At 67.5% G+C, this 22,240-nt stretch carries 21 protein-coding genes; 14 read left to right on the forward strand and 7 right to left on the reverse strand.

Features of this window, described 5'->3' with window-relative positions:
- Nucleotides 1-80: 80 nt before the first annotated feature.
- From ACK4E3_RS06565 to grpE, 3 genes are read left to right on the forward strand one after another with little or no spacing between them, the layout of a single operon-like run.
- Nucleotides 81-656: a GNAT family N-acetyltransferase gene (locus ACK4E3_RS06565; protein WP_409698080.1), complete on the forward strand. Its 576-nt coding sequence runs from the start codon at nt 81-83 to the stop codon at nt 654-656.
- Nucleotides 653-1,720: a heat-inducible transcriptional repressor HrcA gene (gene hrcA, locus ACK4E3_RS06570; RefSeq protein ID WP_409698083.1), complete on the forward strand. Its 1,068-nt coding sequence runs from the start codon at nt 653-655 to the stop codon at nt 1,718-1,720. Before ACK4E3_RS06565 ends, hrcA begins: the two co-directional genes overlap by 4 nt.
- Nucleotides 1,721-1,770: 50 nt before the next feature.
- Nucleotides 1,771-2,379: a nucleotide exchange factor GrpE gene (gene grpE, locus ACK4E3_RS06575; protein ID WP_409701140.1), complete on the forward strand. Its 609-nt coding sequence runs from the start codon at nt 1,771-1,773 to the stop codon at nt 2,377-2,379.
- Between the two features lie 102 nt (nt 2,380-2,481).
- Here the strand turns inward: grpE and ACK4E3_RS06580 are convergent, their stop codons facing one another.
- Both ACK4E3_RS06580 and ACK4E3_RS06585 read right to left on the reverse strand, forming a co-directional pair.
- Entirely contained in the window at nt 2,482-4,575 is a 2,094-nt protein-coding gene (locus ACK4E3_RS06580) for a S8 family peptidase (protein ID WP_409698086.1), read from the reverse strand.
- Between the two features lie 390 nt (nt 4,576-4,965).
- A complete protein-coding gene (locus ACK4E3_RS06585; RefSeq protein ID WP_409698089.1) occupies nt 4,966-5,838 on the reverse strand; it encodes a dienelactone hydrolase family protein in 873 nt (290 codons plus the stop codon).
- Between the two features lie 349 nt (nt 5,839-6,187).
- Between ACK4E3_RS06585 and dnaK the strand changes: the two genes are divergently transcribed.
- The 3 genes from dnaK (at nt 6,188) to dapB (ending at nt 10,355) form a co-directional block, all read left to right on the forward strand.
- A complete protein-coding gene (gene dnaK, locus ACK4E3_RS06590; RefSeq protein WP_409698092.1) occupies nt 6,188-8,104 on the forward strand; it encodes a molecular chaperone DnaK in 1,917 nt (638 codons plus the stop codon).
- Between the two features lie 341 nt (nt 8,105-8,445).
- The gene (gene dnaJ / locus ACK4E3_RS06595; protein WP_409698095.1) at nt 8,446-9,615 is read left to right on the forward strand and encodes a molecular chaperone DnaJ; all 1,170 of its coding nucleotides are present in this window, start codon (nt 8,446-8,448) and stop codon (nt 9,613-9,615) included.
- Nucleotides 9,612-10,355, forward strand: a complete 744-nt coding sequence (gene dapB, locus ACK4E3_RS06600) for a 4-hydroxy-tetrahydrodipicolinate reductase (protein ID WP_409698098.1) — start codon at nt 9,612-9,614, stop codon at nt 10,353-10,355. Before dnaJ ends, dapB begins: the two co-directional genes overlap by 4 nt.
- A 210-nt stretch (nt 10,356-10,565) precedes the next feature.
- On the opposite strand, the gene ACK4E3_RS06605 is transcribed toward dapB, so the two are convergent.
- On the reverse strand, nt 10,566-11,024 hold the full coding sequence (locus ACK4E3_RS06605) for an Hsp20 family protein (protein ID WP_409698101.1): 459 nt from the start codon (nt 11,022-11,024) through the stop codon (nt 10,566-10,568).
- A gap of 248 nt (nt 11,025-11,272) precedes the next feature.
- On the opposite strand from ACK4E3_RS06605, the gene ACK4E3_RS06610 reads away from it, so the two are divergent.
- The 3 genes from ACK4E3_RS06610 to ACK4E3_RS06620 all read left to right on the forward strand — a co-directional run bounded on the left by ACK4E3_RS06610 (nt 11,273) and on the right by ACK4E3_RS06620 (nt 14,189).
- Entirely contained in the window at nt 11,273-12,184 is a 912-nt protein-coding gene (locus tag ACK4E3_RS06610; RefSeq protein WP_409698104.1) for a class I SAM-dependent methyltransferase, read from the forward strand.
- Between the two features lie 104 nt (nt 12,185-12,288).
- Nucleotides 12,289-13,206, forward strand: coding sequence for a class I SAM-dependent methyltransferase (locus ACK4E3_RS06615; protein ID WP_409698106.1), 918 nt, complete (start codon nt 12,289-12,291; stop codon nt 13,204-13,206).
- Complete coding sequence (locus ACK4E3_RS06620) at nt 13,203-14,189, forward strand: alpha/beta fold hydrolase (protein WP_409698109.1); 987 nt, start codon at nt 13,203-13,205, stop codon at nt 14,187-14,189. Before ACK4E3_RS06615 ends, ACK4E3_RS06620 begins: the two co-directional genes overlap by 4 nt.
- Before the next feature lie 4 nt (nt 14,190-14,193).
- Here the strand turns inward: ACK4E3_RS06620 and hisN are convergent, their stop codons facing one another.
- Together hisN and ACK4E3_RS06630 are read right to left on the reverse strand one after the other, a co-directional pair.
- Nucleotides 14,194-15,045 carry a histidinol-phosphatase gene (gene hisN / locus ACK4E3_RS06625; protein ID WP_409698112.1) on the reverse strand — a complete coding sequence of 284 codons (852 nt, stop codon included), beginning with the start codon at nt 15,043-15,045 and terminating at the stop codon, nt 14,194-14,196.
- Between the two features lie 52 nt (nt 15,046-15,097).
- Nucleotides 15,098-15,475, reverse strand: a complete 378-nt coding sequence (locus tag ACK4E3_RS06630; RefSeq protein ID WP_409698115.1) for a helix-turn-helix domain-containing protein — start codon at nt 15,473-15,475, stop codon at nt 15,098-15,100.
- 297 nt (nt 15,476-15,772) lie between these two features.
- Here ACK4E3_RS06630 and ACK4E3_RS06635 point away from each other — a divergent pair, with 297 nt between their 5' ends.
- Nucleotides 15,773-16,024, forward strand: coding sequence for a GlsB/YeaQ/YmgE family stress response membrane protein (locus tag ACK4E3_RS06635; protein WP_409698118.1), 252 nt, complete (start codon nt 15,773-15,775; stop codon nt 16,022-16,024).
- Nucleotides 16,025-16,081: 57 nt separating this feature from the next.
- On the opposite strand, the gene ACK4E3_RS06640 is transcribed toward ACK4E3_RS06635, so the two are convergent.
- A complete protein-coding gene (locus ACK4E3_RS06640; RefSeq protein WP_409698121.1) occupies nt 16,082-16,669 on the reverse strand; it encodes a hypothetical protein in 588 nt (195 codons plus the stop codon).
- Nucleotides 16,670-16,800: 131 nt separating this feature from the next.
- Nucleotides 16,801-18,633, reverse strand: a complete 1,833-nt coding sequence (gene typA / locus ACK4E3_RS06645; protein WP_409698124.1) for a translational GTPase TypA — start codon at nt 18,631-18,633, stop codon at nt 16,801-16,803.
- Between the two features lie 243 nt (nt 18,634-18,876).
- On the opposite strand from typA, the gene ACK4E3_RS06650 reads away from it, so the two are divergent.
- The 4 genes from ACK4E3_RS06650 (at nt 18,877) to pheS (ending at nt 22,229) form a co-directional block, all read left to right on the forward strand.
- Nucleotides 18,877-20,151 (forward strand): MFS transporter, encoded by a 1,275-nt coding sequence (locus ACK4E3_RS06650; RefSeq protein WP_409698127.1) that lies wholly within the window; start codon nt 18,877-18,879, stop codon nt 20,149-20,151.
- A 129-nt stretch (nt 20,152-20,280) separates the two neighbouring features.
- Entirely contained in the window at nt 20,281-20,478 is a 198-nt protein-coding gene (rpmI, locus tag ACK4E3_RS06655; RefSeq protein ID WP_409698130.1) for a 50S ribosomal protein L35, read from the forward strand.
- Nucleotides 20,479-20,590: 112 nt separating this feature from the next.
- Nucleotides 20,591-20,944, forward strand: coding sequence for a 50S ribosomal protein L20 (rplT, locus tag ACK4E3_RS06660; RefSeq protein ID WP_409698133.1), 354 nt, complete (start codon nt 20,591-20,593; stop codon nt 20,942-20,944).
- A gap of 166 nt (nt 20,945-21,110) precedes the next feature.
- Nucleotides 21,111-22,229 carry a phenylalanine--tRNA ligase subunit alpha gene (gene pheS / locus ACK4E3_RS06665; RefSeq protein ID WP_409698136.1) on the forward strand — a complete coding sequence of 373 codons (1,119 nt, stop codon included), beginning with the start codon at nt 21,111-21,113 and terminating at the stop codon, nt 22,227-22,229.
- Nucleotides 22,230-22,240: the final 11 nt, after the last annotated feature.

The following is a 22,240-nucleotide window of genomic DNA, read 5'->3' on the forward strand; positions in this document are numbered from 1 at the left end:
GCGGAAATCCGGTGGCATGAGAAGGGAAGGCGGGCATATTGGAACCCGGCCGGGCGCTGCTTATACTCCGAAACGTGCGAGTGTCGCCCCTCACCCCTGATCGCCGTGTCCGCCTGCGCCCTGCCGTTGCCGGCGACGCCGTGCGTCTGCGCGTCTGGGATGCCCAGCCCCATGTCATCAGTGCGACCACCGACAGGCACGATGCCGAGCGGGCCTTCCCCGATTCGGACTGGGACGAGGAACTGGCCGCTCAGAGCGACGTATTTCGCTATTTCATTGCCGAGCTGGATGGTCGGCCCATCGGGGCCATGCTGGTGATCGATCCCGCCCGCGAGCCCAGTCACTACTGGGGTGTGATCGAGCCGGACCTTCGTGCCATAGACATCTGGATCGGAGAGCCGGACGCGCTCGGCCAGGGCCATGGCTCGGACATGATGGCCCAGATGATCGAGGCCTGTTTTGCCGAACCCGAGGTGGTCGCCGTCGTCATCGACCCGCTGGCCTCGAACGCGCGCGCGCATCGCTTCTATCAGCGCCTCGGCTTCGAGGTGGTGGGGCGGCGCCGGTTCGGTGAGGACGACTGTCTGGTTCATCGGCTGGAGCGTGAGCGCTGGACTGCGCGCGGCCCCCATGGCGCAACGGAGGTGACCCCTTGAGCGCCGACACACTGGCTGCGCTGGACGCCCGCGCGCGCGAGATCTTCCGCAAGGTGGTCGAGGCCTATCTCGATACGGGCGAGCCGGTCGGATCGCGCACATTGTCGAAAAGCGGGGTGGCCCTCTCGCCCGCCTCGATCCGCAACACCTTGCAGGATCTGGCCCAGGCAGGGCTTTTGTCTTCGCCCCATACCAGCGCCGGGCGCCTGCCGACCCACGCGGGCCTGCGCCTGTTCGTGGACGGGCTGATGCAGGTGGGCGACCTCAACGAGGAGGAACGGCGCGAGATCGACGCGCGCCTCAGCGCACGCGGGCGCGGTGGACCCAGCGGGTTTGCAGAAGCCCTCGACGAGGCCAGCGCCCTTCTGTCAGGGCTGGCGGGAGGTGCGGGCGTGGTAGCCTCGCCCGTGCGCGATGCGGGCGTGCGCCAGGTGGAGTTCGTGCCCCTCGGCGATGGTCAGGCGCTCGCCATTCTGGTGGCCGATGACGGGGCGGTCGAGAACCGCCTGATCCGCCTGCCGCCCGGCGTGGCCAGCAGCAGCCTTCAGGAAGCGTCCAACTATCTCAATGCCCGCCTGCGCGGTCGCCGCCTCGCCGAGGCACGCAGCGAGGTGCTCGGCGAGATCGAGGCGGCGCGCAGCGCCCTCGATGCCACAGCCGCGCGTCTGGTTGAGGATGGACTGGCCGCTTGGTCCGGCGGTCAGGGGCGTGAGCGCAGCCTGATCGTGCGCGGGCGCGCCAACCTGCTGCATGACGCCGAGGCCCTGGCCGATCTGGAGCGCGTGCGCTCGCTGTTCGATGACCTGGAGCAGAAGGAACAGCTGATCGAGCTGATGGACGATGTTCAGACCGGCGAGGGTGTGCGCATCTTCATCGGCGCCGAGACCCGGCTTTTCTCGCTTTCGGGTTCCGCTGTGATCGCCGCGCCCTATATGACAGGCCGACAGCGCGTGCTGGGCTCGATCGGGGTGATCGGACCGGCGCGCCTGAACTATGCCCGCATCATCCCGCTGGTGGACTATACCGCCCGGGCCCTCAGTCGCATTCTGGATGAACAGTCGTGACCCAAGATTTCCCCGAGCATGACCCTGATCAGAACGAGCCTGTCGATGTCATCGAGGCCGAGGGTGCAGAGGACGCCCCTGCCGATGACGACGGCATGGATGTCGAAGCGCTCCTAGAGGAGCTGGCGCAGTGGAAGGACCGCGCGCTGCGCGCCGCTGCCGATGCCGACAACATCCGCCGCCGCGCCGAGCGCGAGACGAATGATGCGCGCGCCTATGCCATCCAGCGCTTCGCCAAGGATCTGCTGGGCGTGGCCGACAACCTGACCCGCGCCATGGGCGCTGCGCCACGCGACAGCCTTGATGCCCAGACCCAGGGCCTCGTCACCGGACTGGAAATGACCGAAAAGGCCCTGCTGGCCGCCTTCGAGGCCAACGGCCTGTCGCGCCTGGCCCCGGAGGCAGGAGAGCGCTTTGACCCCAACCAGCATCAGGCCATGATGGAGCAGGTCTCGGACCAGCACGAGGCAGGTCAGGTCACGGCCCTTCTTCAGCCCGGCTATGCGCTGTTCGGCCGGGTACTGAGACCGGCCATGGTGGCCGTGGCCGCCAAGGGCTCGGGCACCGGGATCGTCGGCGAGGGCGGGGCCTCCACCTCGGCGGCCTCGGGCGCCGCGGCCTATCAGAAGGTGGCCCGCGATACCGGCCAGACGAGCTGACCGCGCCTTCGCCCTCTGGCCGCCGCCGCACAACGAAAGAACCCCGCCTCGATCGAGACGGGGTTCTTTTTTCGCCCTCAGACAGGCGGATCAGGGAGCCGGTCAGAAGGTCCGGCGCCAGCTTCCCATCACGGCAAAGCCGGGGCGGGCGTCGGCACGGTGGTTCTCCTGATGGATATAGACCGTGTCCAGTTGCAGGTCGGCCCCGCCCGGCAGGCGGAACAGGCTGCGCAGGCCCAGATCGATCTGGCGTCCGCTCGGGGCGGCCGAGAACTCGCGGCGCGAGAAGCTGACCGGATCGAAATACTCGTCCGGCACATTGGCCAGATCGGCGACGAAGGTGCCGCGCTCGACCCGCAGGGGCTGGGACAGCTCCAGCGTCATGCTGCGGCAGGCGAACTCGCCGGGCAGGCGCAGGCCGCCGCAGTCCTGGGTCACGCCCATGCGCCAGCTCGAGGTCATGGCCGCCTCGCCCAGCGAGAGGAAGCGACCTTCGATCTCGGTGCGACCCGCGCCGTATTCCAGCGACAAGGTGCGCGTCGGGCTGAGGTTGAAGCTGGCACCCACGGCGGCAAAGCGCGTCTCTGACGGCAGGGCGAAGTCGGAGGTCGAGGGCATATAGGTGCCCAGCGGCCCGAGGCGCTCGCTCAGGGTGCCGGCATTGAAGCCGAGGGTGAAGTTGTCGCCGATGAAGTTGATGCCCGTGCGTGCATAGGTCGAGGCCTCGACCTCGCGCTGACGGAACGGCGAGTAGCGATCGCCGAGGCCCAGCTCCGAGGACACGAGGAAGCGGCCGAACAGGCTCTGGGCCCGCACGGCGCGGTCGGCCTGGGCCAGGGCGGCGAAGCCGTCACCCACGCCGGTGCGGAAGGGCGCGCGCGCGCCGCCGCGGCCAGACCAGGCATCGAAGGCCAGACGATCACCGAAGCTGACGCTCATGGACATCTCGGCGCGCTCCTCGTGGCCCAGCCAGGGCGCATCGAACGGGCTGATGCGCCGCACGATGGGCTCGGGCGCAGAGCGATCGGGCGCACCTGCGCGGAAGGCGAAAGCGAGGCCCGCAGGACCGGCCATCTCGATGGCCACATGGCGCGTGGGCTCGGCGGTCTCGGGCTGGAAGCTGCGCCGCGCGGCGGTGGGATACATGGAGCCCATGTCGATGGTGAACAGGCGATCAAAGCTGTCATAGGCAATGGTGGTCAGACCGTCATGACCGCGCAGGGCATCGCCAAAGGCCGCGCCGATGAAGGCGCCAGGCTCTGGCGTGATGCGCACAGCGTGTCCGTTGCCCATCGGGCTGGAGGTCGGGCCCACAGGGGCGAAGGCGCGCTCGAGGTCCAGAAGGCCGCGCCCGAACTCGATGTCGGTGCCCGGCGCACCGGCATCACGCGCCGTGGTCAGCAGGATCTCGATGGCCTGGGCACCGGTCAGGTTGGGGAAAGCCTGCAGCAGCAGGGCCAGGGCACCCGAGACGTGCGGCGCGGCAAAGCTGGTGCCGTTGACCCGCCAGCACGAGGTGCCGTCACAGGCGGTGATGATGTCCGAGCCCGGCGCGGTGATGGTGCCCGACATGGCCACGCCCGCCCGGTTGGAGAAGCCCGAGAGCTGCTCGGCCGCATTGCTGGAGCCGACCGCGATCACCCGGCCCTGGAAGCGCGGATCCACCGCATAGCGGGCGGGCCATTTGGGATTGTCCTCGGAATCGTTGCCCGAGGCAGCCACGATCACGACACCGGCGTTGACCGCGCGCAGCAGTGCGGCCTCGAAGGCGGCGCCCTGAGGCCCGCCGCCGCCAAGCGACAGGTTGATCACCCGCGCGCCGTTGGCGACCGCATAGTCCAGCGAACGAGCCAGGTCGCCCGAGCTGAAGCACACGTCATTGTCCGGGTCCGAGCAGGTCGAGATGTCGGCACGGATCGACAGGATGGTCGACTGATAGGCGACGCCGATGGTGCCGAAGCCATTGAAGTTCGAGGCGATCACGCCGGAAACGAAGGTGCCATGGCGGCTGGTGCTGCCGCTGGGCAGGTTGCGCCCGATGATGATGTCGGTGGAGTTGGGCGAGATGCGACCGACCAGATCGGCCTGGTCAAACTCGATGCCCGTGTCGACCACGGCCACGGTGATGCCTGCGCCCGTCGCGCCCTGGTTGAAGGCGGCGCTGGCGCGGATCTGGCCCAGGCCATAGTTGCGCATGTACTCGGCGCTGGCCGGATTGGGCGGCGGTGGCGGAGGCGGTGGCGGAGGGGGCGGTGGCGGCGGAGGGGGAGGAGGCGGGGGAGGCGGCGGGGGCGGGGGCGTGACGACGCCACCTCCGGCTCCGCCTCCGCCACCGCCGCCGCAAGCCGCGAGCGTGCCGCCCATGGCGATGACAGACAGAGCCACTGCAAGCCGCAGACCGGCCAGTTTCGCCTTGCTCAACATATCGAACTCCCTCGCGCCCAGCCTCGAGGAAGCCACTGACGCAGACCAAGGATCACCCTTCCGGGTGTCATAAAACGGCAATCACGAACACTTTTCACCTAAAAAGAGCAGTCGCGGGCCATTTTTCGCCTCAATGAGACAGCCAGCGCCGCGACAGGCCCGTCACAGGTGCGCGGAGAAGTGCGCCAGCAGCGCCGCCCAGCCCTCACGCGCGGCGGCCTCGTCGTATGAGGCGCGATAGTCGGCGTGAAAGCCGTGCTGCGTGCCGGGATAGACGTCGATCCGGCTGCCCTCCTGCCCGCCCGCGATCAGGGCCTCGCGCATCTGTTCGACGCTGGACAGCGGAATCCCGGCATCGTTCTCGGCATAGAGCCCGAGCACGGGAGCCTTGAGGTCGGCGGCGACGTCCACAGGCCAGGAACGCGCCTCGCCCGTGGGCTGTTCGGGCGGCACGAGGCGACCGTACCAGGCGACGCCCGCGTCGAAGGCGGCAAAACGCGCGCACGCCATCCAGGTGACGGCCCCGCCCCAGCAGAAGCCCGTGATGCCCAGGCGTTCGGCATCGGCATAGAGCTGGCCCGACAGCCATTCCAGCGTGGCGGAGACATCGCCCATGACCTGTTCGTGGCTGGCGGCGTTGACGATCTGGCGGATGCGCGCCATGTCCGAAAGGGGCGCAGGGTCTTCCACCCGCACGAAAAAGGCCGGAGCGACGGCGACATAGCCCGATCGAGCCAGGCGGCGGCACACATCCTTGATGTAGTCGTGCACGCCAAAGATTTCCGAGACCACCACCACGCACGGGTGCGGCCCGTCGCCGGCGGGGCGCGCCACATAGGCGGGCAGATCAAAGCCGTCGGGGGCGGGATAGCTCACCTCGTCGATCACCAGGCCCTCGGCGCTGGTCGTGACCGGCTGGGCCGACTGGGCCAGCGCTGCGGTCGCATAGCCGGAGAAGAACAGCCCGCCCAGCATCCGCCGCGTCAGCTTGAGCTCGTCCCCGGTGTGGCCCTCGGGCCTGAGCAGATGGGTCATGGTCGGCAACTCCCGCAGCGATCAAGGGCCGTCAGTGGTCCTCGAAACGGCGCGGTTGTCGAGTCCCGATTTCGTGCGCGCCGCACTCCGGTCGTGACGGCCGCCCTGCTGTGGAAAGCCGCGCAAATGCCCTCGTCCATGCCCTTGCACAGATGAGGGTCTTTCCCATATGCGAGCCTGACAGCGGACCTTGAGGACTGCACGGCCCCGCCCGCATTCCCCCCGGTCGAAACCCGCTGCCGCGAGGCCTTGCCCTCGAGGTGGCACAACACGGGGGCGGTCGAAACGGCGCTCAAGCACACCGAGGCCTGCGCACCGCCCGCCAATATGGAGTGAAACGAAAACGCCCATGAGCAAGATCATCGGCATTGACCTCGGCACGACCAACTCGTGCGTGGCCGTCATGGACGGCAAGAACCCCAAGGTGATCGAGAATGCGGAAGGCAACCGCACGACGCCTTCGGTGGTCGCCCTCCAGGACGACGGACAGATTCTCGTCGGCCAGCCTGCCAAGCGTCAGGCGGTGACGAACCCGTCGAACACCTTCTTTGCCATCAAGCGCCTGATCGGGCGCAGCTTCGATGATCCGGTGGTGGCCAAGGACAAGGGCATGGTGCCCTACGAGATCGTCAAGGGCCCCAACGGCGATGCCTGGGTGCGCGCCCACGGCAAGGACTATTCGCCCCAGCAGATTTCCGCCTTTACCCTGCAAAAGATGAAGGAAGCCGCCGAGGCTTACCTGGGCGAAAAGGTCGAGAAGGCGGTCATCACCGTTCCGGCCTATTTCAACGACGCCCAGCGCCAGGCGACCAAGGACGCGGGCAAGATCGCGGGCCTTGAGGTGCTGCGCATCATCAACGAGCCCACGGCAGCGGCGCTGGCCTATGGTCTCGACAAGAACGACGGCAAGAAGATCGCGGTCTATGACCTCGGCGGCGGCACTTTCGATGTGTCGATCCTCGAGATCGGTGACGGCGTGTTCGAGGTGAAATCCACCAACGGCGACACCTTCCTTGGCGGCGAGGACTTCGACCTGCGCCTGGTCGACTATCTGGCCGACGAGTTCAAGAAGGAGCAGGGCGTCGACCTGCGCGCCGACAAGCTGGCGCTGCAACGCCTGAAGGAAGAGGCCGAGAAGGCCAAGAAGGAACTGTCTTCGACCACCCAGTACGAGGTCAACCTGCCCTTCATCACCATGAATGCCTCCGGGCCGCTGCACCTGAACATCAAGCTCAGCCGCGCCAAGCTGGAGGCCCTGGTCGAGGATCTGGTCCAGCGCACCATCGGGCCGTGCGAAAAGGCCCTGAAGGATGCCGGCCTCAAGGCCTCGGACATCGACGAGGTGGTGCTGGTGGGCGGCATGACGCGCATGCCCAAGGTCGTGGAGGCGGTGAAGGCCTTCTTCGGCAAGGAGCCGCACAAGGGGGTCAACCCCGACGAGGTGGTGGCACTGGGTGCCGCCGTTCAGGCCGGCGTGCTGCAAGGCGACGTCAAGGACGTGCTGCTGCTCGACGTGACGCCTCTGACGCTGGGCATTGAGACGCTGGGCGGGGTGTTCACGCCCCTGATCGAGCGCAACACCACCATCCCGACCAAGAAGAGCCAGACCTTCTCGACCGCCGACGACAACCAGTCGGCGGTGACCATCCGCGTGTTCCAGGGCGAGCGGCCCATGGCGGCCGACAACAAGCTGCTGGGCCAGTTCGATCTGGTCGGCATTCCCCCCGCACCGCGCGGCGTACCCCAGGTCGAGGTCACCTTCGACATCGACGCCAACGGCATCGTGCACGTGGCGGCCAAGGACAAGGCGACCAACAAGGAACAGTCGATCCGCATCCAGGCCAACGGCGGCCTGTCGGACGACGACATCGAGAAGATGGTCAAGGAAGCCGAGGCCAACGCCGCCGCCGACAAGGCCCGCAAGGAACTGGTCGAGGCCCAGAACGCGGCCGACAGCCTGATCCATTCCAGCGAAAAGGCTCTGGCCGAGCACGGCGACAAGGTCTCTGCCGACGACAAGGCCGCCATCGAGACGGCCCTGGCCGATCTCAAGACCGCGCGTGAAGGCGACAACGCCGAGGACATCCGGGCCAGAACCCAGACTCTGGTGCAGGCCTCCATGAAGCTGGGCGAAGCCATGTATCAATCCCAGGGCGGTGCTGGCGGTGCCTCCGAGGCCGCCGACACCGCGCCTGCCGACGACAGCGTGGTCGATGCCGAGTTCGAGGACGTGACGCCCTCGGATGACGAGCAGAAAAGCGCCTGACGCGATCCTGCGATCCGTTCACGACAATCAGGGCGGGCCTTCGGGTCCGCCCTTTTTTTGTGACCGGGCCTCTTACCGCGACCCATGCGGGGGCATGCAGACAGAAGGTGTTGCAGGCGGAAGGTATGGGGTCAGGGCCACACCGGTGCGCCGAACACGGCTGAAATACCCCTCACCTGCCAAGGGTCATTGCATCTGCGGCGCTACCACCTATGTCGGTGCCATCAGTTGTCGAGACCATGGCCACCCGGAAAACCGGGGGCCGGACGTCAGGAGTTCAGGGCCAGGGCGCAGGCACAGCGCGCTGATCCCCCTGGGGCGAGAGGTTGGAAAGACGCGTCATGGCGCGCTGTTTCTATGAAGTTCTGGGCGTCGAGCGCAGCGTTGACGCCAATGGCCTGAAGGTCGCTTACCGCAAGCTGGCCATGCAGTATCACCCCGATCGCAACAACGGCGATGCGGAGGCAGAGGCGCGCTTCAAGGAAGTGGGCGAGGCCTATTCGATCCTGTCCGATCCCAACAAACGCGCGGCCTATGACCGCTTTGGCCACGCAGGCGTGAACGGCGCAGCCGCAGGCGGCGGTGCGGGCTTTCACGACGTCAATGACATCTTTGCCGAAGTGTTCGGCGACGTGTTCGGCGATGTGTTCGCGCGCGCAGGCGGCGGGCGCGGGCGCTCCGGCCCCCGGCGCGGCTCGGACATCCGCTATGATCTCGAAATATCGCTGGAGCAGGCCTATCGCGGCGAGGAGGTCACCATCGAGGTGCCCACCACCTCGGCCTGCGACACCTGCCAGGGCTCGGGCGCCAAGCCCGGTTCCTCGCCGGTCACCTGCCAGGGCTGTCACGGCGCGGGGCGCGTGCGCCAGGCCAACGGCTTCTTTGCGGTCGAGCGCACCTGTCCGCAGTGCGGCGGGCGCGGACAGGTGATCCGTGATCGCTGCGAGCCCTGCTTTGGCCAGGGCTACGTGCGCAAGCACCGTAGCCTGTCACTCAAGGTGCCCGCAGGCGTGGACGACGGCTCGCGCATCCGCCTGGCGGGCGAGGGCGACATCGGCCTTGGCGGCGGTCCGCGCGGCGATCTCTACATCTTCGTCTCGGTGCAGCCGCACGAGCTGTTCGAACGCGACAACCTCGACCTGCTGGTCACCGTGCCCGTGCCCATGGCCGTAGCGGCCCTGGGCGGCGAGATCGAGGCGCCCTGCCTGGTGTCCGAGGCCTGCGACGGCCAGTGCAAGGCCAGCGTGAAAGTGCCCGAAGGCTCTCAGACCGGCCGCACCATCCGCATCAAGGGCAAGGGGATGCCGCACCTGAACGGTCGCCAGCGCGGCGACCTGGTGGTCGAGCTGTTCGTGGAAACCCCCACCAATCTCAATGCGCGTCAGAAAGAATTGCTGCGGGAGCTTGCAGCCTGCTGCGGAGAAGGCCAGCATCCGCGCAACACGGGCTTTGTGAAGAAGGCGAGACGATTCTGGAGCGAGATCATCGGTCAGGAAACGCCCACGGCGTGAAGGCCCCCGTTCACATCGGACTTTCGGGCGCGCGCGGGCGCATGGGCCGGGCGGTATCGAGCGTGCTCGACGAGCGCGAGGATCTGGTCGTGGCGGCCCGCTTTGATCGCGGCGAGAGCCCCGACCTGTCGCTGTGCGATGTCATCATCGACTTTTCCACCCCTGACGCCTCGGTCGAGCTGGCCGAGGCCTGCGCCGCGCGCCGGGGCCCGGCCCTGGTGATCGGCTCTACGGGCCTCTCGCCCGAGCAGGACCAAGCCATCGCCCGCGCGGCCGATCACGTCGCCATCGTGCGCAGCGGCAACTTCTCGCTCGGGGTCAACATACTGGTGGGCCTGATCCAGCAGGCGGCCGAGCGGCTGGACGGCGAGACCTGGGACATCGAGATCCTGGAAGCCCACCACCGGCGCAAGGCCGATGCCCCGTCCGGCACGGCGCTGATGCTGGGGGAGGCGGCGGCCAGGGGGCGCGGTCGCAGCCTCACTGAGCTGCGCGAGCCTGCACGAGAAGGCATCACCGAAGAGCGCGCGCGCGGCACCATCGGCTTTGCGGCCCTGCGCGCGGGAGGCATCATCGGCGAGCACACCGCCCTGTTCGCCGCCGAGGACGAGGTGATCACCCTCAGCCATTCGGCGCGCAATCGCCTGCTGTTCGCCAGGGGCGCGGTCGCCGCGGCCCTGTGGGTGCGCAGCCAGCCGCCGGGGCTCTACACCATGCAGGATGTGCTGGGCTTTCGCTGAGGCCGGCACTCGCGAACCGGCCCTGTGAGCGCTCGCGACTGTGCGCGCCCGATTATGCACTCATGAAAACGGGCGCGACCCGCCAGAATCGCGCCCATCATCAGTCTGTTCAAGGGTTTGCCTACGAGGGCGCACCCCGGCAGGGGATCGGGGCCGGGGCGCGGTTCTCGATCTCAGAGGCTCAGGTCACCCCAGATCAGTTGGCCCAGATCAGGCCACCTTGGACTTGCGGCCCTCGATCAGCTTCTTATCGCTGACGATGTCGATGCGGCGGGGCTTGAGCGCCTCGGGCAGCTCGCGCTCCAGCGCGATGGACAGAAGGCCGTTTTCAAGACGGGCCTCCTTGACCACCACATAGTCCGCCAGCTGGAAGCGCCGCTCGAAGTCCCGCTCGGCCAGGCCGCGATGCAGGAACTGGCGCTCGCCGCTGTCATTGGCGGCCTTGCGACCGGTCACGGTAAGCAGGTTCTCGCGCACCTCGATGTTCAGCTCATCGGGCGAGAAACCGGCCACGGCGATCTCGACGCGATAGCGGTTCTCGCCGGTGGTCTCGATGTTGTAGGGGGGCCAGCCCGCCTGCTCTGCACGGGATGCGCTCTCGAGCATGCTCGCCAGACGATCAAAGCCGACGGCAGAGCGATAGAGGGGGGTCAGGTCAAGGGTACGCATGGTGTCCTCCTGTTCACAGCAAGGCGTGGAGCCGGACGCGTCAGCCCGGCCCTCGGTTGTCGATGAGAGCGGATGCCCGAAGATGGCGCATCGCCCCCGAAGAGCCCGTCATTCGGCGCCCTTCAGCCAGGGATTTAGGTGGCCCGGATCGCGTTGCAAGGGGTGCGCGTCAGGCCACTTGTCCCCTTGCACCCGAGGCCCTTTCGCTTAGGGTGGCCGCTTCCCTATTGCCTTGCGGAGCCCCTGCCATGCGCACGTTGAGCTGCCTTGCTGCCGGAACCCTTCTTCTCGCCGCTGCCTTCGCGGGACAGCCTGCCGCGGCCCAGGCCCAGCAGGGGGCGGGCGTGTTCGCCACCCAGCGCGGCCAGGCCCAGCCGCCGCGCTTCGACGAGGAAGACCGGCTGGCCGCCATCATCGCCTCGGACAGGCGCAGTGAGGCAGACCAGGCGCGCGACGTGCATCGCCGTCCCTATGAGGCCCTGACCTTCTGGGGGCTTCAGCCGGGCATGACCATCGTCGAGATCGAACCCGGCGTCGGTGGCTGGTGGACCGAGATTCTGGGGCCTTACGCGGCTGAAACCCAGGGTCAGTACATCGCGGCCTGGATCGATCTGGCCAACCCCGCCACCAGCGATGCCGCCCGCACGGCCCGCGCCAATCTCGAGCAGCGCCTGGCCGATCCGCGCTATGGGCAGGGACGCGCGGTCAACTTTGGCCCGCAGTCGGGCCTCGACCTGCCTGACGGGTCCGCCGATTTCATCCTGGTGGCGCGGGCGTTTCACAATTGGGCGCGGGCCGAGGGGCGCACCGACCAGTACATGAGCGAGTTCTATCGCGTGCTGCGCCCCGGCGGGATTCTGGCCATCGAGCAGCACCGCGCCGAGGAGGGGCTCAATGTCGCCGATACCGCGCCCACCGGCTATGTGCCCGAAAGCTATGTCATCCAGGCCGGACAGCGCGCTGGCTTCGTGCTGGACGGACGCTCGGAGCTGAACGCCAATGCGCGCGACACCCGCGATCACCCGTTCGGGGTCTGGACCCTGCCGCCGGTCCGCCGTGACAGCCAGGACGGGCGCACCCTGACCGAGGCCGAGCGGGCGCGCTTCGATGCCATCGGCGAGAGCGACCGGATGACCCTGAGATTTCGCAAGCCCGAGTGATCGCCCTGCTTTGACGATGCGGGGTGATGGAGTTAAGGCCGTGGCCACCGATGACAGCGAGAGCGCTGAGCGGGCGGGCGGGCAAGCTGAGGGGTCGAGAGACCATGAACCATAGTCTGATCGGGCGAGGCCCGCTGTCGCGCCGGGGTTTGCTGGCCGGTGCCGGTGCCCTCGCCCTTGCCGGCGTTTCAGCCTGTGACAGCAACCGCCCTGCGCCCGACAGCAGCGATGAACCCGCCGATCCCAACGCTCCCTCGCAAGGGTCGCTGGAATGGGCCGTGGCCGGTGACTGGCGTGCGGCGGACAGGGCCAGGGACGTCTATCGCCACCCCATCGAGACCCTGAACTTCTTTGGTCTTGCCCCGCGCATGACCGTGATCGAGTTCTGGCCGGGCGCTGGCTGGTGGACCGAGATTCTGGCGCCCTATCTCGCGGCCAATGGCGGCACGCTCTATGCCGCAACCTTCCAGAACACGCCCGAGTCCGATCAGAGCCTCAACCAGATCGTGGCCCGCTTCGAAAACCGCTTTGCGTCGAACCGCAGGCTCTATGGCGATGTGCGCATCAGCGAGTTCGGCCCCACCAGCGGGCCGGTCGCGCCCGAGGCCAGCGCGGACCTGGTGATGTTCATGCGCAATCTGCACAACTGGATGGCGGCGGGCATCGCGGAGAAGGCCTTTGCCGATGCCTATGCGGCCCTGAAGCCCGGCGGTGTTCTGGGAATCGAGCAGCACCGCGCCGATGCCGGTGCCGTGCAGGACCCCGTGGCGGCCAACGGCTATGTGCAGGAAGCCTTCGTCAAGCAGCTCGCCGCCGAGGCCGGTTTCGCCTTCGTTGCCGCTTCCGAGGCCAATGCCAATCCGGCCGACACCAAGGACCACCCCTTCGGCGTCTGGACCCTGCCGCCCCAGAGCCTGACAGCGCCGCGCGGCGATCCGCCGGATCCCGAGTTCGACCGCTCTGCCTATGACGCCATCGGCGAGAGCGACCGCATGACCTTGAAGTTCAGGAAGCCCGAGTGAACCGAGCCGCCGCCTTCGCTGCCCAGGCCCCTCTGATGGGCGTGCCCGGTGCCATGCCGCCGCCGTCTGGCCGGGGGGACTGGTTCCGAGGTGCCGGTGGCCTGCGCCTGAGAGCCGGCCTTTGGACGCCTGCGGGCGGTGTGGTGCGCGGCACGGTGGTGCTCAGTCCCGGACGCACCGAGCCGATCGAGAAATATTACGAGCTGATCGGCAATCTTCTGGCGCGCGGCTTCTGCGTTCTGGCCCACGACTGGCGCGGTCAGGGCCTGTCGGCGCGCCTGCTGCCCGACCGCCTGAAAGGCCATGCGCGCGCCGTAGAGGAGTTTCTCGACGACTATCAGCGCCTGCTGGAAACCTATGAGGCGCGCCTGCCCCGGCCCTGGATCATGATCGGCCATTCCATGGGCGGGGCGCTCAACCTGCTGACGCTGCAAGAAGGCGAGGCACGCTTCTCGGCGGCCCTTCTGTCCAGCCCCATGCTGCGCATCCGCACCGACAAGCGCTCGATGTGGTCGGTCAAGCTGGCCGTGCGCTGGAACCTGCGCCATGGGCGCGCGGCGGACTACGTGCTGGGCAACAGCGACGATCCGTTCGAGCACAGCTTCGAGACCGACGCCCTGACGCGTGACGAGGTGCGCTACGAGCTGTGGCGCCAGCAGCTCTATGCCTGCCCGCACCTGGCCATCGGCGGTCCCACCTGGGGATGGCTGGCCTTTGCGCTCGATGCCGGAGAGCGCGCGCTCAAGCCCAAGGCGCTCAAATCCGTCAAGATTCCCGTCTGCATCGTTCAGGGTGCCGATGACAGCCGCGTGTGGAAGCAGACCGCGCGCTGGGCCGCCAGGCGTCTGGGCCGGGGGCGCTATGTCGAGGTGGAAGGCGCCGAGCACGAGGTCATCATGGAAACCGATGACCGCCGGGCCCTGTTCCTGCGCGAGTTCGACGCCATGGCCGACTATGTGGCGCCGCGCGAGGAAGCGGCCTGATCGCTCACGCCTCGGCTGAGCGCGCAAAGGCCACAAGTGCCTCGTCGAGCACGGCGCGCTGGCCGCACGCGATCACCTGACGCGCACCACCGGCAAAATCGCGGGCCGGATCGAGGCGCAGCGGCTCGCCGCGCCAGTCGGTGAAGCTGCCCCCTGCCCCCTCCACGACGGGCTGGAGCGCCATCCAGTCCCAGACCTTGAGGCCCGACTCCGCCACCAGATCGATGTGACCGCTGGCGCACATGGCGTAGGCATAGGCATCGCAGCCCAGCCGCGCGAGGCGCGCCGCATGCGCCACCTGCCGCCAGGCGCCCAGCTCCGCGCCGTTGAACAGCCCCGGGTCCGTGGTCGCCAAGGTCGCTGCACCAAGGGTTTCGCACGGGCGGACCCTCAGCACCTGATCGGCACCGTTGTCGCGATGCAGGACGCTGCCCGTCTCGGTGCCCACGAACACCTCGCCCAGATACGGCTGGGCGATCAGCCCCAGCACCGGGCGGCCCTGGTGGCACAGGGCGATCAGCGTGGTCCACAGCGGCAGACCCGAGATGAAGGCGCGCGTGCCGTCGATGGGATCGAGCACCCAGACGAACTCGGCATCGGGCCGGTCCTGACCATATTCTTCGCCCACGACGCCATGATCAGGCAGGACATCTCCCAGAACCTTCCTGATGGCGGCCTCGGCCCCGCGGTCGGCCTCGGTGACCGGATCGAAGGCGGCACCGGGCTTGGTCTCGGCCAGCAAGGGCGAGCGGAACAGCGGCAGAGCCACCTCGGAAGCCGCCCTGGCGCAGGCACGCGCGGTCAGGACCAGATGGTCGAGATGATCGGAAGCGAGGGCACCGGAGGACTTGGACATGGCAAGCGCTTAGCCCAAGCCACCGGCAAGGTCACCTGCACACCACGCCCGATCAGGCCGCCTCGCCGTCGGTATGCAGCGACTTGGCCAGGTCGAGAAGGCGGCGGCGCGGACGCTCGCCGAGCTGGTAGTAGGCCTGGATCAGGTCGAGGGTTTCTTTTCTGGAAAACATCTCTCCGCGGTCGCTCGCGGCCTCCTTGCGCTCCAGCGCGTCCTCGATGCCGTCATAGAAATAGCTGACGGGGGTCTCGAGCGCCTCGGCCAGTTGCCACAGACGCGCGGCGGAGATGCGGTTGGCGCCGCACTCGTACTTCTGCACCTGCTGGAAGCGGATGCCGACCTGATTGGCCAGTTGCTGCTGGGTAAGGCCGAGCAGGCGGCGGCGGCGGCGCAGCCTGCGTCCCAGATGAAGATCGATTTCAGTAGCCATGCCCCTGTCCCTTCATGTGCGTGGCACCGTCCCGATCTGGGACGGCTCGCGTGACACGCGGCAAGGCCCGTGCCGCATTCGCCTCCACAGGGAACCCGGCACCCCTGTGGGCGAGTTCGAGGGTTAACGCTCGCCACTCTGGCGGCAGAGTGTGACGGGCTTGCGAAAGGGCGGGTTCGGCGCAATCGTAGCATCGAGGAATCGTCGCGAATCGGGGGCGCGGCGAACTCTCGGGCCTGCAAGAACGGCCACGGCTGGCGCGGCCGCGCAGGCCCTCTCGCAGAGGGAGGAAACATCATGACCGGATTTGGCATCATTGCCTGGATCGTCATCGGCATAATTGCCGGGTGGCTGGCCGAAAAGATCATGAAGCGCGACCATGGCCTGATCACCAACCTTATCGTCGGTGTGGTCGGCGCGCTGATCGGTGGCTTCATCGCCAACTCGCTGGGCTATGACGCGGCCGGCAACTGGATACCGGGCATTCTGATCGCCACCTTGGGTGCTGTGGTCCTGCTGGCCATCCTCGGCCTCATCCGCAGGAAGTAGCGTGAGGCAAAAGGGCGGCCCGCGCATGCAGGCCGCCCTTTCCACGCTTTCGGGCCCCTATTCGTAGGGGCTGATCTCACCCTGGCGTTCGCGCTCGGAAGAGCCGCCCGACTGCGGCGGACTCTCCATACGCTCCTGCGGCGCACGCTCGAAGCGCGCCCGGGTCCAGCCCATCACCATGGCATCGCCCTCGATGCTGGCGCTGCCCGCAGGCACGGAGCGCACCACGCCATCAGAGGTGCGAACCAGAACGCTCTGGACATAACCGCGGGTGTTGCGCGTGGTGCCGACCACATGACCGAGCATCTCGCCGTCGCGGGCGTAGACGCTGGTTCCAGCGTTCACATCGGCCTGTGTGGAAACGCGGCGACGCTCGACGCTCACACGGGCGCTGGCATCGGCATCGGCACCTGCTCGCGCATCCGTGCCGCGCACGGCATCACGCGTGCCCGACAGCGTGTCGCGGCCGAAATCGCGGGTGTCACGAACCGTGTCGCGCACGCCCAGATCAGGGCGGCTGGTCTCGATCCCGCCGGTCACGCCGCCCGTGACACGTCCGGTTACGCCCCCGGCCACCTGGGCCATGGCAGGCACAGCCGCCATCATGGCGACTGTCACCCCCGCCAACAGTAACGACTTGCGCATGAGAACTCTAAGCTCCTGAAACACCGGAAAAGACGCTCCGGCAGGTCAGGAAACGCCGCCGCCGCGACTCGGGTTCCAGCTTTGCCTTGAATTTTCTGCAAGTTAACAGCGTTAACCGCAGATCATCAGACTCAGTCCTCGCGCACGCGCTTCTTGCGGAAGCTGGGGTTCAGCACCTTTTTGCGCAGGCGGATCGACTTGGGCGTCACCTCGACCAGCTCGTCTTCCTCGATATAGGCAATGGCCTGCTCCAGGCTCATGATGCGCGGCGGCGTGAGGCGCACGGCCTCGTCCTTGCCCGAAGCGCGCACATTGGTGAGCTGCTTGCCCTTGATCGGGTTCACGTCCAGATCGTCCGAGCGCGAGTTCTCGCCGATGATCATGCCCTGATAGGTCTTTTCGCCCGCGCCCACGAACATGACGCCGCGCTCCTCCAGGTTCCACAGCGCATAGGCCGCCGTATCGCCGTCCGAGTTCGAGACCAGCACGCCCTTGAGGCGCCCCTCTATGGCCCCCTTGTGGGGCTCGTAGTGCGAGAAGACACGGTTGAGCACGCCCGAGCCGCGCGTGTCGGTCAGGAATTCGCCCTGATAGCCGATCAGGGCGCGCGAGGGGGCCTTGAGACTGATGCGGGTCTTGCCGGTGCCGCTGGGGCCCATGTCGGCCAGCTCGGCCTTGCGCGCCGACAGCTTCTCGATCACCACGCCGGTGTATTCATCATCGACGTCCACTACCACGTCCTCGATCGGCTCGAGCCGCTCGCCATTCTCGCCGCTCTGATAGACCACGCGCGGGCGCGAGATCGACACCTCGAAGCCCTCGCGGCGCATGTTCTCGATCAGAACGCCAAGCTGAAGCTCGCCTCTGCCGGCCACCTCATAGGCATCGGCACCCGGCGTCTCGGTCACGCGGATGGCGACATTGGCCTCGGCCTCGCGCAGCAGTCGGTCGCGGATGACGCGGCTTTGCACCTTGTCGCCCTCGCGACCGGCGAGCGGGCTGTCGTTGACGCCCACGGTCATGGAGATGGTCGGCGGGTCGATGGGCTGGGAGGGCAGGGCCTCGCTGACCTCAAGGGCGCACAGGGTGTCGGCCACGGTCGCCTTGCTCATGCCCGCGATGGCCACGATGTCGCCGGCCTCCGCACCCTCCTCGATGGGCTGGCGCTTCAGGCCGCGGAAGGCGAGCACCTTGGTGATGCGGCCCTGTTCGATGGTCTTGCCGTCACGCGACAGGGCCTTGATGGCCATGCCCGGCTGGGCCCGGCCCGACTCGATGCGCCCGGTCAGAAGGCGGCCGAGGAACGGATCGCTCTCGATCAGCACATTGAGCATCTGGAACGGCTCGTCGCGGCGCTGCATCTGGGCGGGGGCGGGAACGTGCTCGACGATCAGGTCGAACAGGGGTGCCAGATTGTCGTTGGGCTGGTCGAGGTCGCGCGTGGCCCAGCCCGCCAGGCCCGAGGCATAGATGTGCGGGAAGTCGAGCTGCTCGTCCGTGGCACCCAGCGCCGCGAACAGGTCGAAGGTCTCGTTGTGCACGCGGTCCGGCTCGGCATTGGGGCGGTCGGCCTTGTTGATGCACAGGATCGGGCGCAGGCCCATGCGCAGGGCCTTGGTCAGCACGAACTTGGTCTGGGGCATGACGCCCTCGACGGCATCGACCAGCAGCACGCAGCCGTCCACCATGCCCAGGATGCGCTCCACCTCACCACCGAAGTCGGCGTGGCCGGGCGTGTCGATGATGTTGATGCGCGTCTCGCCCGCTGCGCCCTTCCACACCACCGAGGTGCATTTGGCCAGAATGGTGATGCCGCGCTCACGCTCCTGATCGTTGGAGTCCATGGCGCGCTCGACGGTCGCCTCGTTGGCGCGGAACACGCCCGACTGGGCGAGAAGCTGGTCGACGAGGGTGGTCTTGCCGTGGTCGACGTGGGCAATGATGGCGATGTTACGAAGGTTCATGGATCTGGGCCTGGTGAGGCGGACGGGAGTGACCGGCGCGGGCGGCGGTCATGGCCGAAGGGTTGGCGCAGCTCTGCGGCCAGCGATTTCAGCGCGGCGAAAAGGGGAAGGCGCGCGCTCCATACCCCCCCGCCCGCCAAAAGACCAGAGCCCAAAACACCCGAGACCTAAGACATGCTCCGCCCCCCCTGTGCTCATTTGGCGCTTTCGCCCCCTCGCCTATGGCGCTAATCGCCTCAGGCAATGAGCGAGCTACAGACCGTTCCGGGCGTGCCGGACGCCTCCCACCGCGAGCCGGACCCCCGCCCGAGAGCCGACGGCATCGGCGCGCTCGCCGTGCTGTTCGCGGTGGCCTTCATCAATCTGGTCGGCTTCGGCCTCGTCATTCCGCTGCTGCCCTTCTTCGGCCAGAGCCTGACAGCGGACGCCTGGCAGATCACCCTGATGTTCGCGGCCTACTCGCTGGGCCAGTTCTTTGCCGAGCCGTTCTGGGGGCGTCTGTCCGACCGGATCGGGCGCAAGCCGGTGCTGCTGGTCACGGTCATGGCCAATGCGATCGGTTATCTTATGCTCGCCTTCGTGCCGAACATCTGGCTGGCGATCTTCGTGCGCCTGTTCACGGGCCTCGGCGCGGGCAACATCTCGACCATCCAGGGCTATGTGGCCGACGTGACCCCGCCGGAAAAGCGGGCGGGGCGCATGGGCCTGATCGGGGCGGCGTTCGGGCTCGGCTTCATCGTCGGGCCGGGGCTGGGCGGCCTGCTGGTGCGCCCCGAGCTGGGCCGCCTCGGCTATCAGCTGCCGATGTTCGTGGCTGCGGCCCTCGCCCTGGCTGCCGTGATCGGAGTGGCGGTATTCCTGAAAGAAAGCCTGCGCCCCAGCGCCGCGGGCAGCACCCGGCCCGGCTTCCTCAGCGGGCTGTCGAGCGCGCGTGCCCACCCCGTCATCTCGCGCGTGCTGATGGTCACATTGATCTATATGGCGGGCTTTGCGGGCATGGAGGCGGCCTTCGGCCTGTGGACCGAGGCCCGCTACGACTGGGGCGCGCGCGAGGTGGGCCTGGCCTTCATGGTAGTGGGGGTGGTCTCGGTCATCAGTCAGGGCTTTCTGGCCGGGCGGCTGGCGCGGCGCTTCGGCGAGGCGCGGGTGCTGGCGTTCGGAATGCTGCTGTTCGGCGCATCCCTCGTCGCCCAGGTGCTGAGCACGGCTGCGTGGATGGTGCCCATGGTCATGAGTTTTGGCGCATTCGGCATGGCCATGGCGATGCCCAACATCTCGGCCCTGATCTCGCGCTCGGTCGAGCCGGACCGCCAGGGCGCCATGCTGGGGCTGAACATGGCCACCGGCTCGCTGTCGAGGATCGTCGGACCGATCACCGCCGGCGTGCTGTTTTCCCACCTGGGGCCTGACTGGCCGTTCCTGATCGGCGCCCTGCTGACCGTGCCTGCTGCGGTCATGGCCATCAACGCCGGGCGCGCCTTTCGCAAGGAACAGCAGCGACTTGCCGGGCAGGCGTAGCGCTTTTCGCGTTGCTTTTTGCACCGCACTCGCGTAATGACGCGCGCTCACAAAAGCCGCCGGGCTTATTCAGGCATGCCTGGGCGGCGCCAACACCAAAAGAGGACGGAGCGTATGCTCCGCTGAGAAATGCCGAAGCTGAAGACGAAATCGGGCGCCAAGAAGCGCTTCAAACTGACCGCGACCGGCAAGGTCAAGGCCGGGGTCGCCGGCAAGCGTCACCGCCTCATCAGCCACAATGGCAAGTATATCCGCCAGAACCGTGGCACCCAGGTGATGGCCGACGCCGACGCCAAGAAGATCAAGTCCTACATGCCCTACGCCTGATCGGCGCAGCGCACATAGCAACGATCCTCTCCATCTCAGTTTGAAACCAAGCCCCCTCAAGCAGTGAGCCGCCGCGCGGCGAACCTCAGGGGCCTCCCGAAGGAATAACATCATGGCTCGCGTCAAGAGGGGCGTTACGTCCCACGCCAAGCACAAGAAGGTTCTCGCCCAGGCCAAGGGCTTCTACGGCCGTCGCAAGAACACCATCCGCGCCGCCAAGGCCGCCGTCGACAAGGCCGGTCAGTACGCCTACCGCGACCGCCGCAACAAGAAGCGCAGCTTCCGCGCCCTGTGGATCCAGCGCATCAACGCCGCTGCCCGCATGGAAGGCTTCACCTACAGCCAGTTCATTCATGGTCTGGACAAGGCTGGCATCACGCTCGACCGCAAGGTGCTCGCCGCCATGGCCGCCGACGAGGCCGGGTTCAAGGCCGTGGCCGACAAGGTGCGCGCCGCCCTGGCCTGAGCGTCATCACCGCGATGATCTGCAACAAGGCCCTCCGGCACGCGCCGGGGGGCCTTTGTTCTGCGCCAGGCCTGATAGACCCTTGCACCACCGGCCCAAGCCACTAGACCCGTCCTGAACCTGCCAGACACCGACCTGAGACACGACTTTCAGAGGCGCCGAGCCCATGTCCGCTGACCTTGAGACCATCGAACTGGACCTGATCACCGCCATCGGCTCGGCCGAGACCGTGGCCGATCTGGAGGCCGTGCGTGTGGCCAGCCTCGGCAAGCAGGGTACCATCTCGGGCCTGCTCAAGGGGCTCGGGGCCATGAGCGATGAAGAACGCCGCGTGATGGGTCCACGCCTCAACGGTCTGCGCGACCGGGTCAATGCCGCCATCGCCAGTCGCCGCGCCGCACTGGAGGATGCGCAGTTGCAGGCTCAGCTGGCGCGCGAGCGCATCGATCTCAGCCTTCCCCCGCGCCCGCGCCGCCAGGGCAGCGTGCACCCCACCATGCAGGTGATGGACGAGATGATCGCCATCTTTGCCGAGATGGGCTTTGCCGTGGCCGAGGGGCCGGACATCGAGGACGACTTTCACAACTTCACGGCGCTCAACTTTCCGCCCGGCCACCCGGCGCGCGAGATGCACGACACCTTCTTTCTGACGCCCGATCCGCAGACAGGCGAGCGCAAGGTGCTGCGCACCCACACCAGTCCCGTTCAGGTCCGCACCATGCGTGTCGGCAACGAAAAGCCCCCGGCCAGCTGGATCGCCGCAGGTCAGGAGCCGCCGATCCGCATCATCGCGCCGGGGCGCACCTTCCGCTGCGATTCCGATGCCACCCACACGCCCATGTTCCACCAGATCGAGGGTCTGGTGATCGACCGCGACATCCACATGGGCCATCTGAAGTGGACGCTGGAGACGTTCATCGCGCGCTTTTTCGAGATGGATGCCGTGCGCGCGCGATTCCGTCCGCACCATTTCCCCTTCACCGAGCCATCGGCGGAAATGGACATACTGTGCGACCGCTCGGGCGGCACCCTGCGACTGAACGAGGGCGACAGCTGGATGGAGATCCTGGGCTGCGGCATGGTCCATCCCAATGTGCTGCGCAACTGCGGCCTTGATCCCGATCAGTGGCAGGGTTTTGCGTTCGGCATGGGGGTCGATCGCCTCGCCATGCTGAAATACGGCATCCCCGACCTGCGCCCGATGTTCGAGGCCGATGTGCGCTGGCTTTCCCACTATGGCTTTTCCGCCCACGCCGTGCCGAACCCGGCCAGCGGGCTTTCCTGATCTCGTCAGCA

Source organism: Brevundimonas sp., from assembly GCF_046299595.1.
Taxonomy (GTDB): domain Bacteria; phylum Pseudomonadota; class Alphaproteobacteria; order Caulobacterales; family Caulobacteraceae; genus Brevundimonas.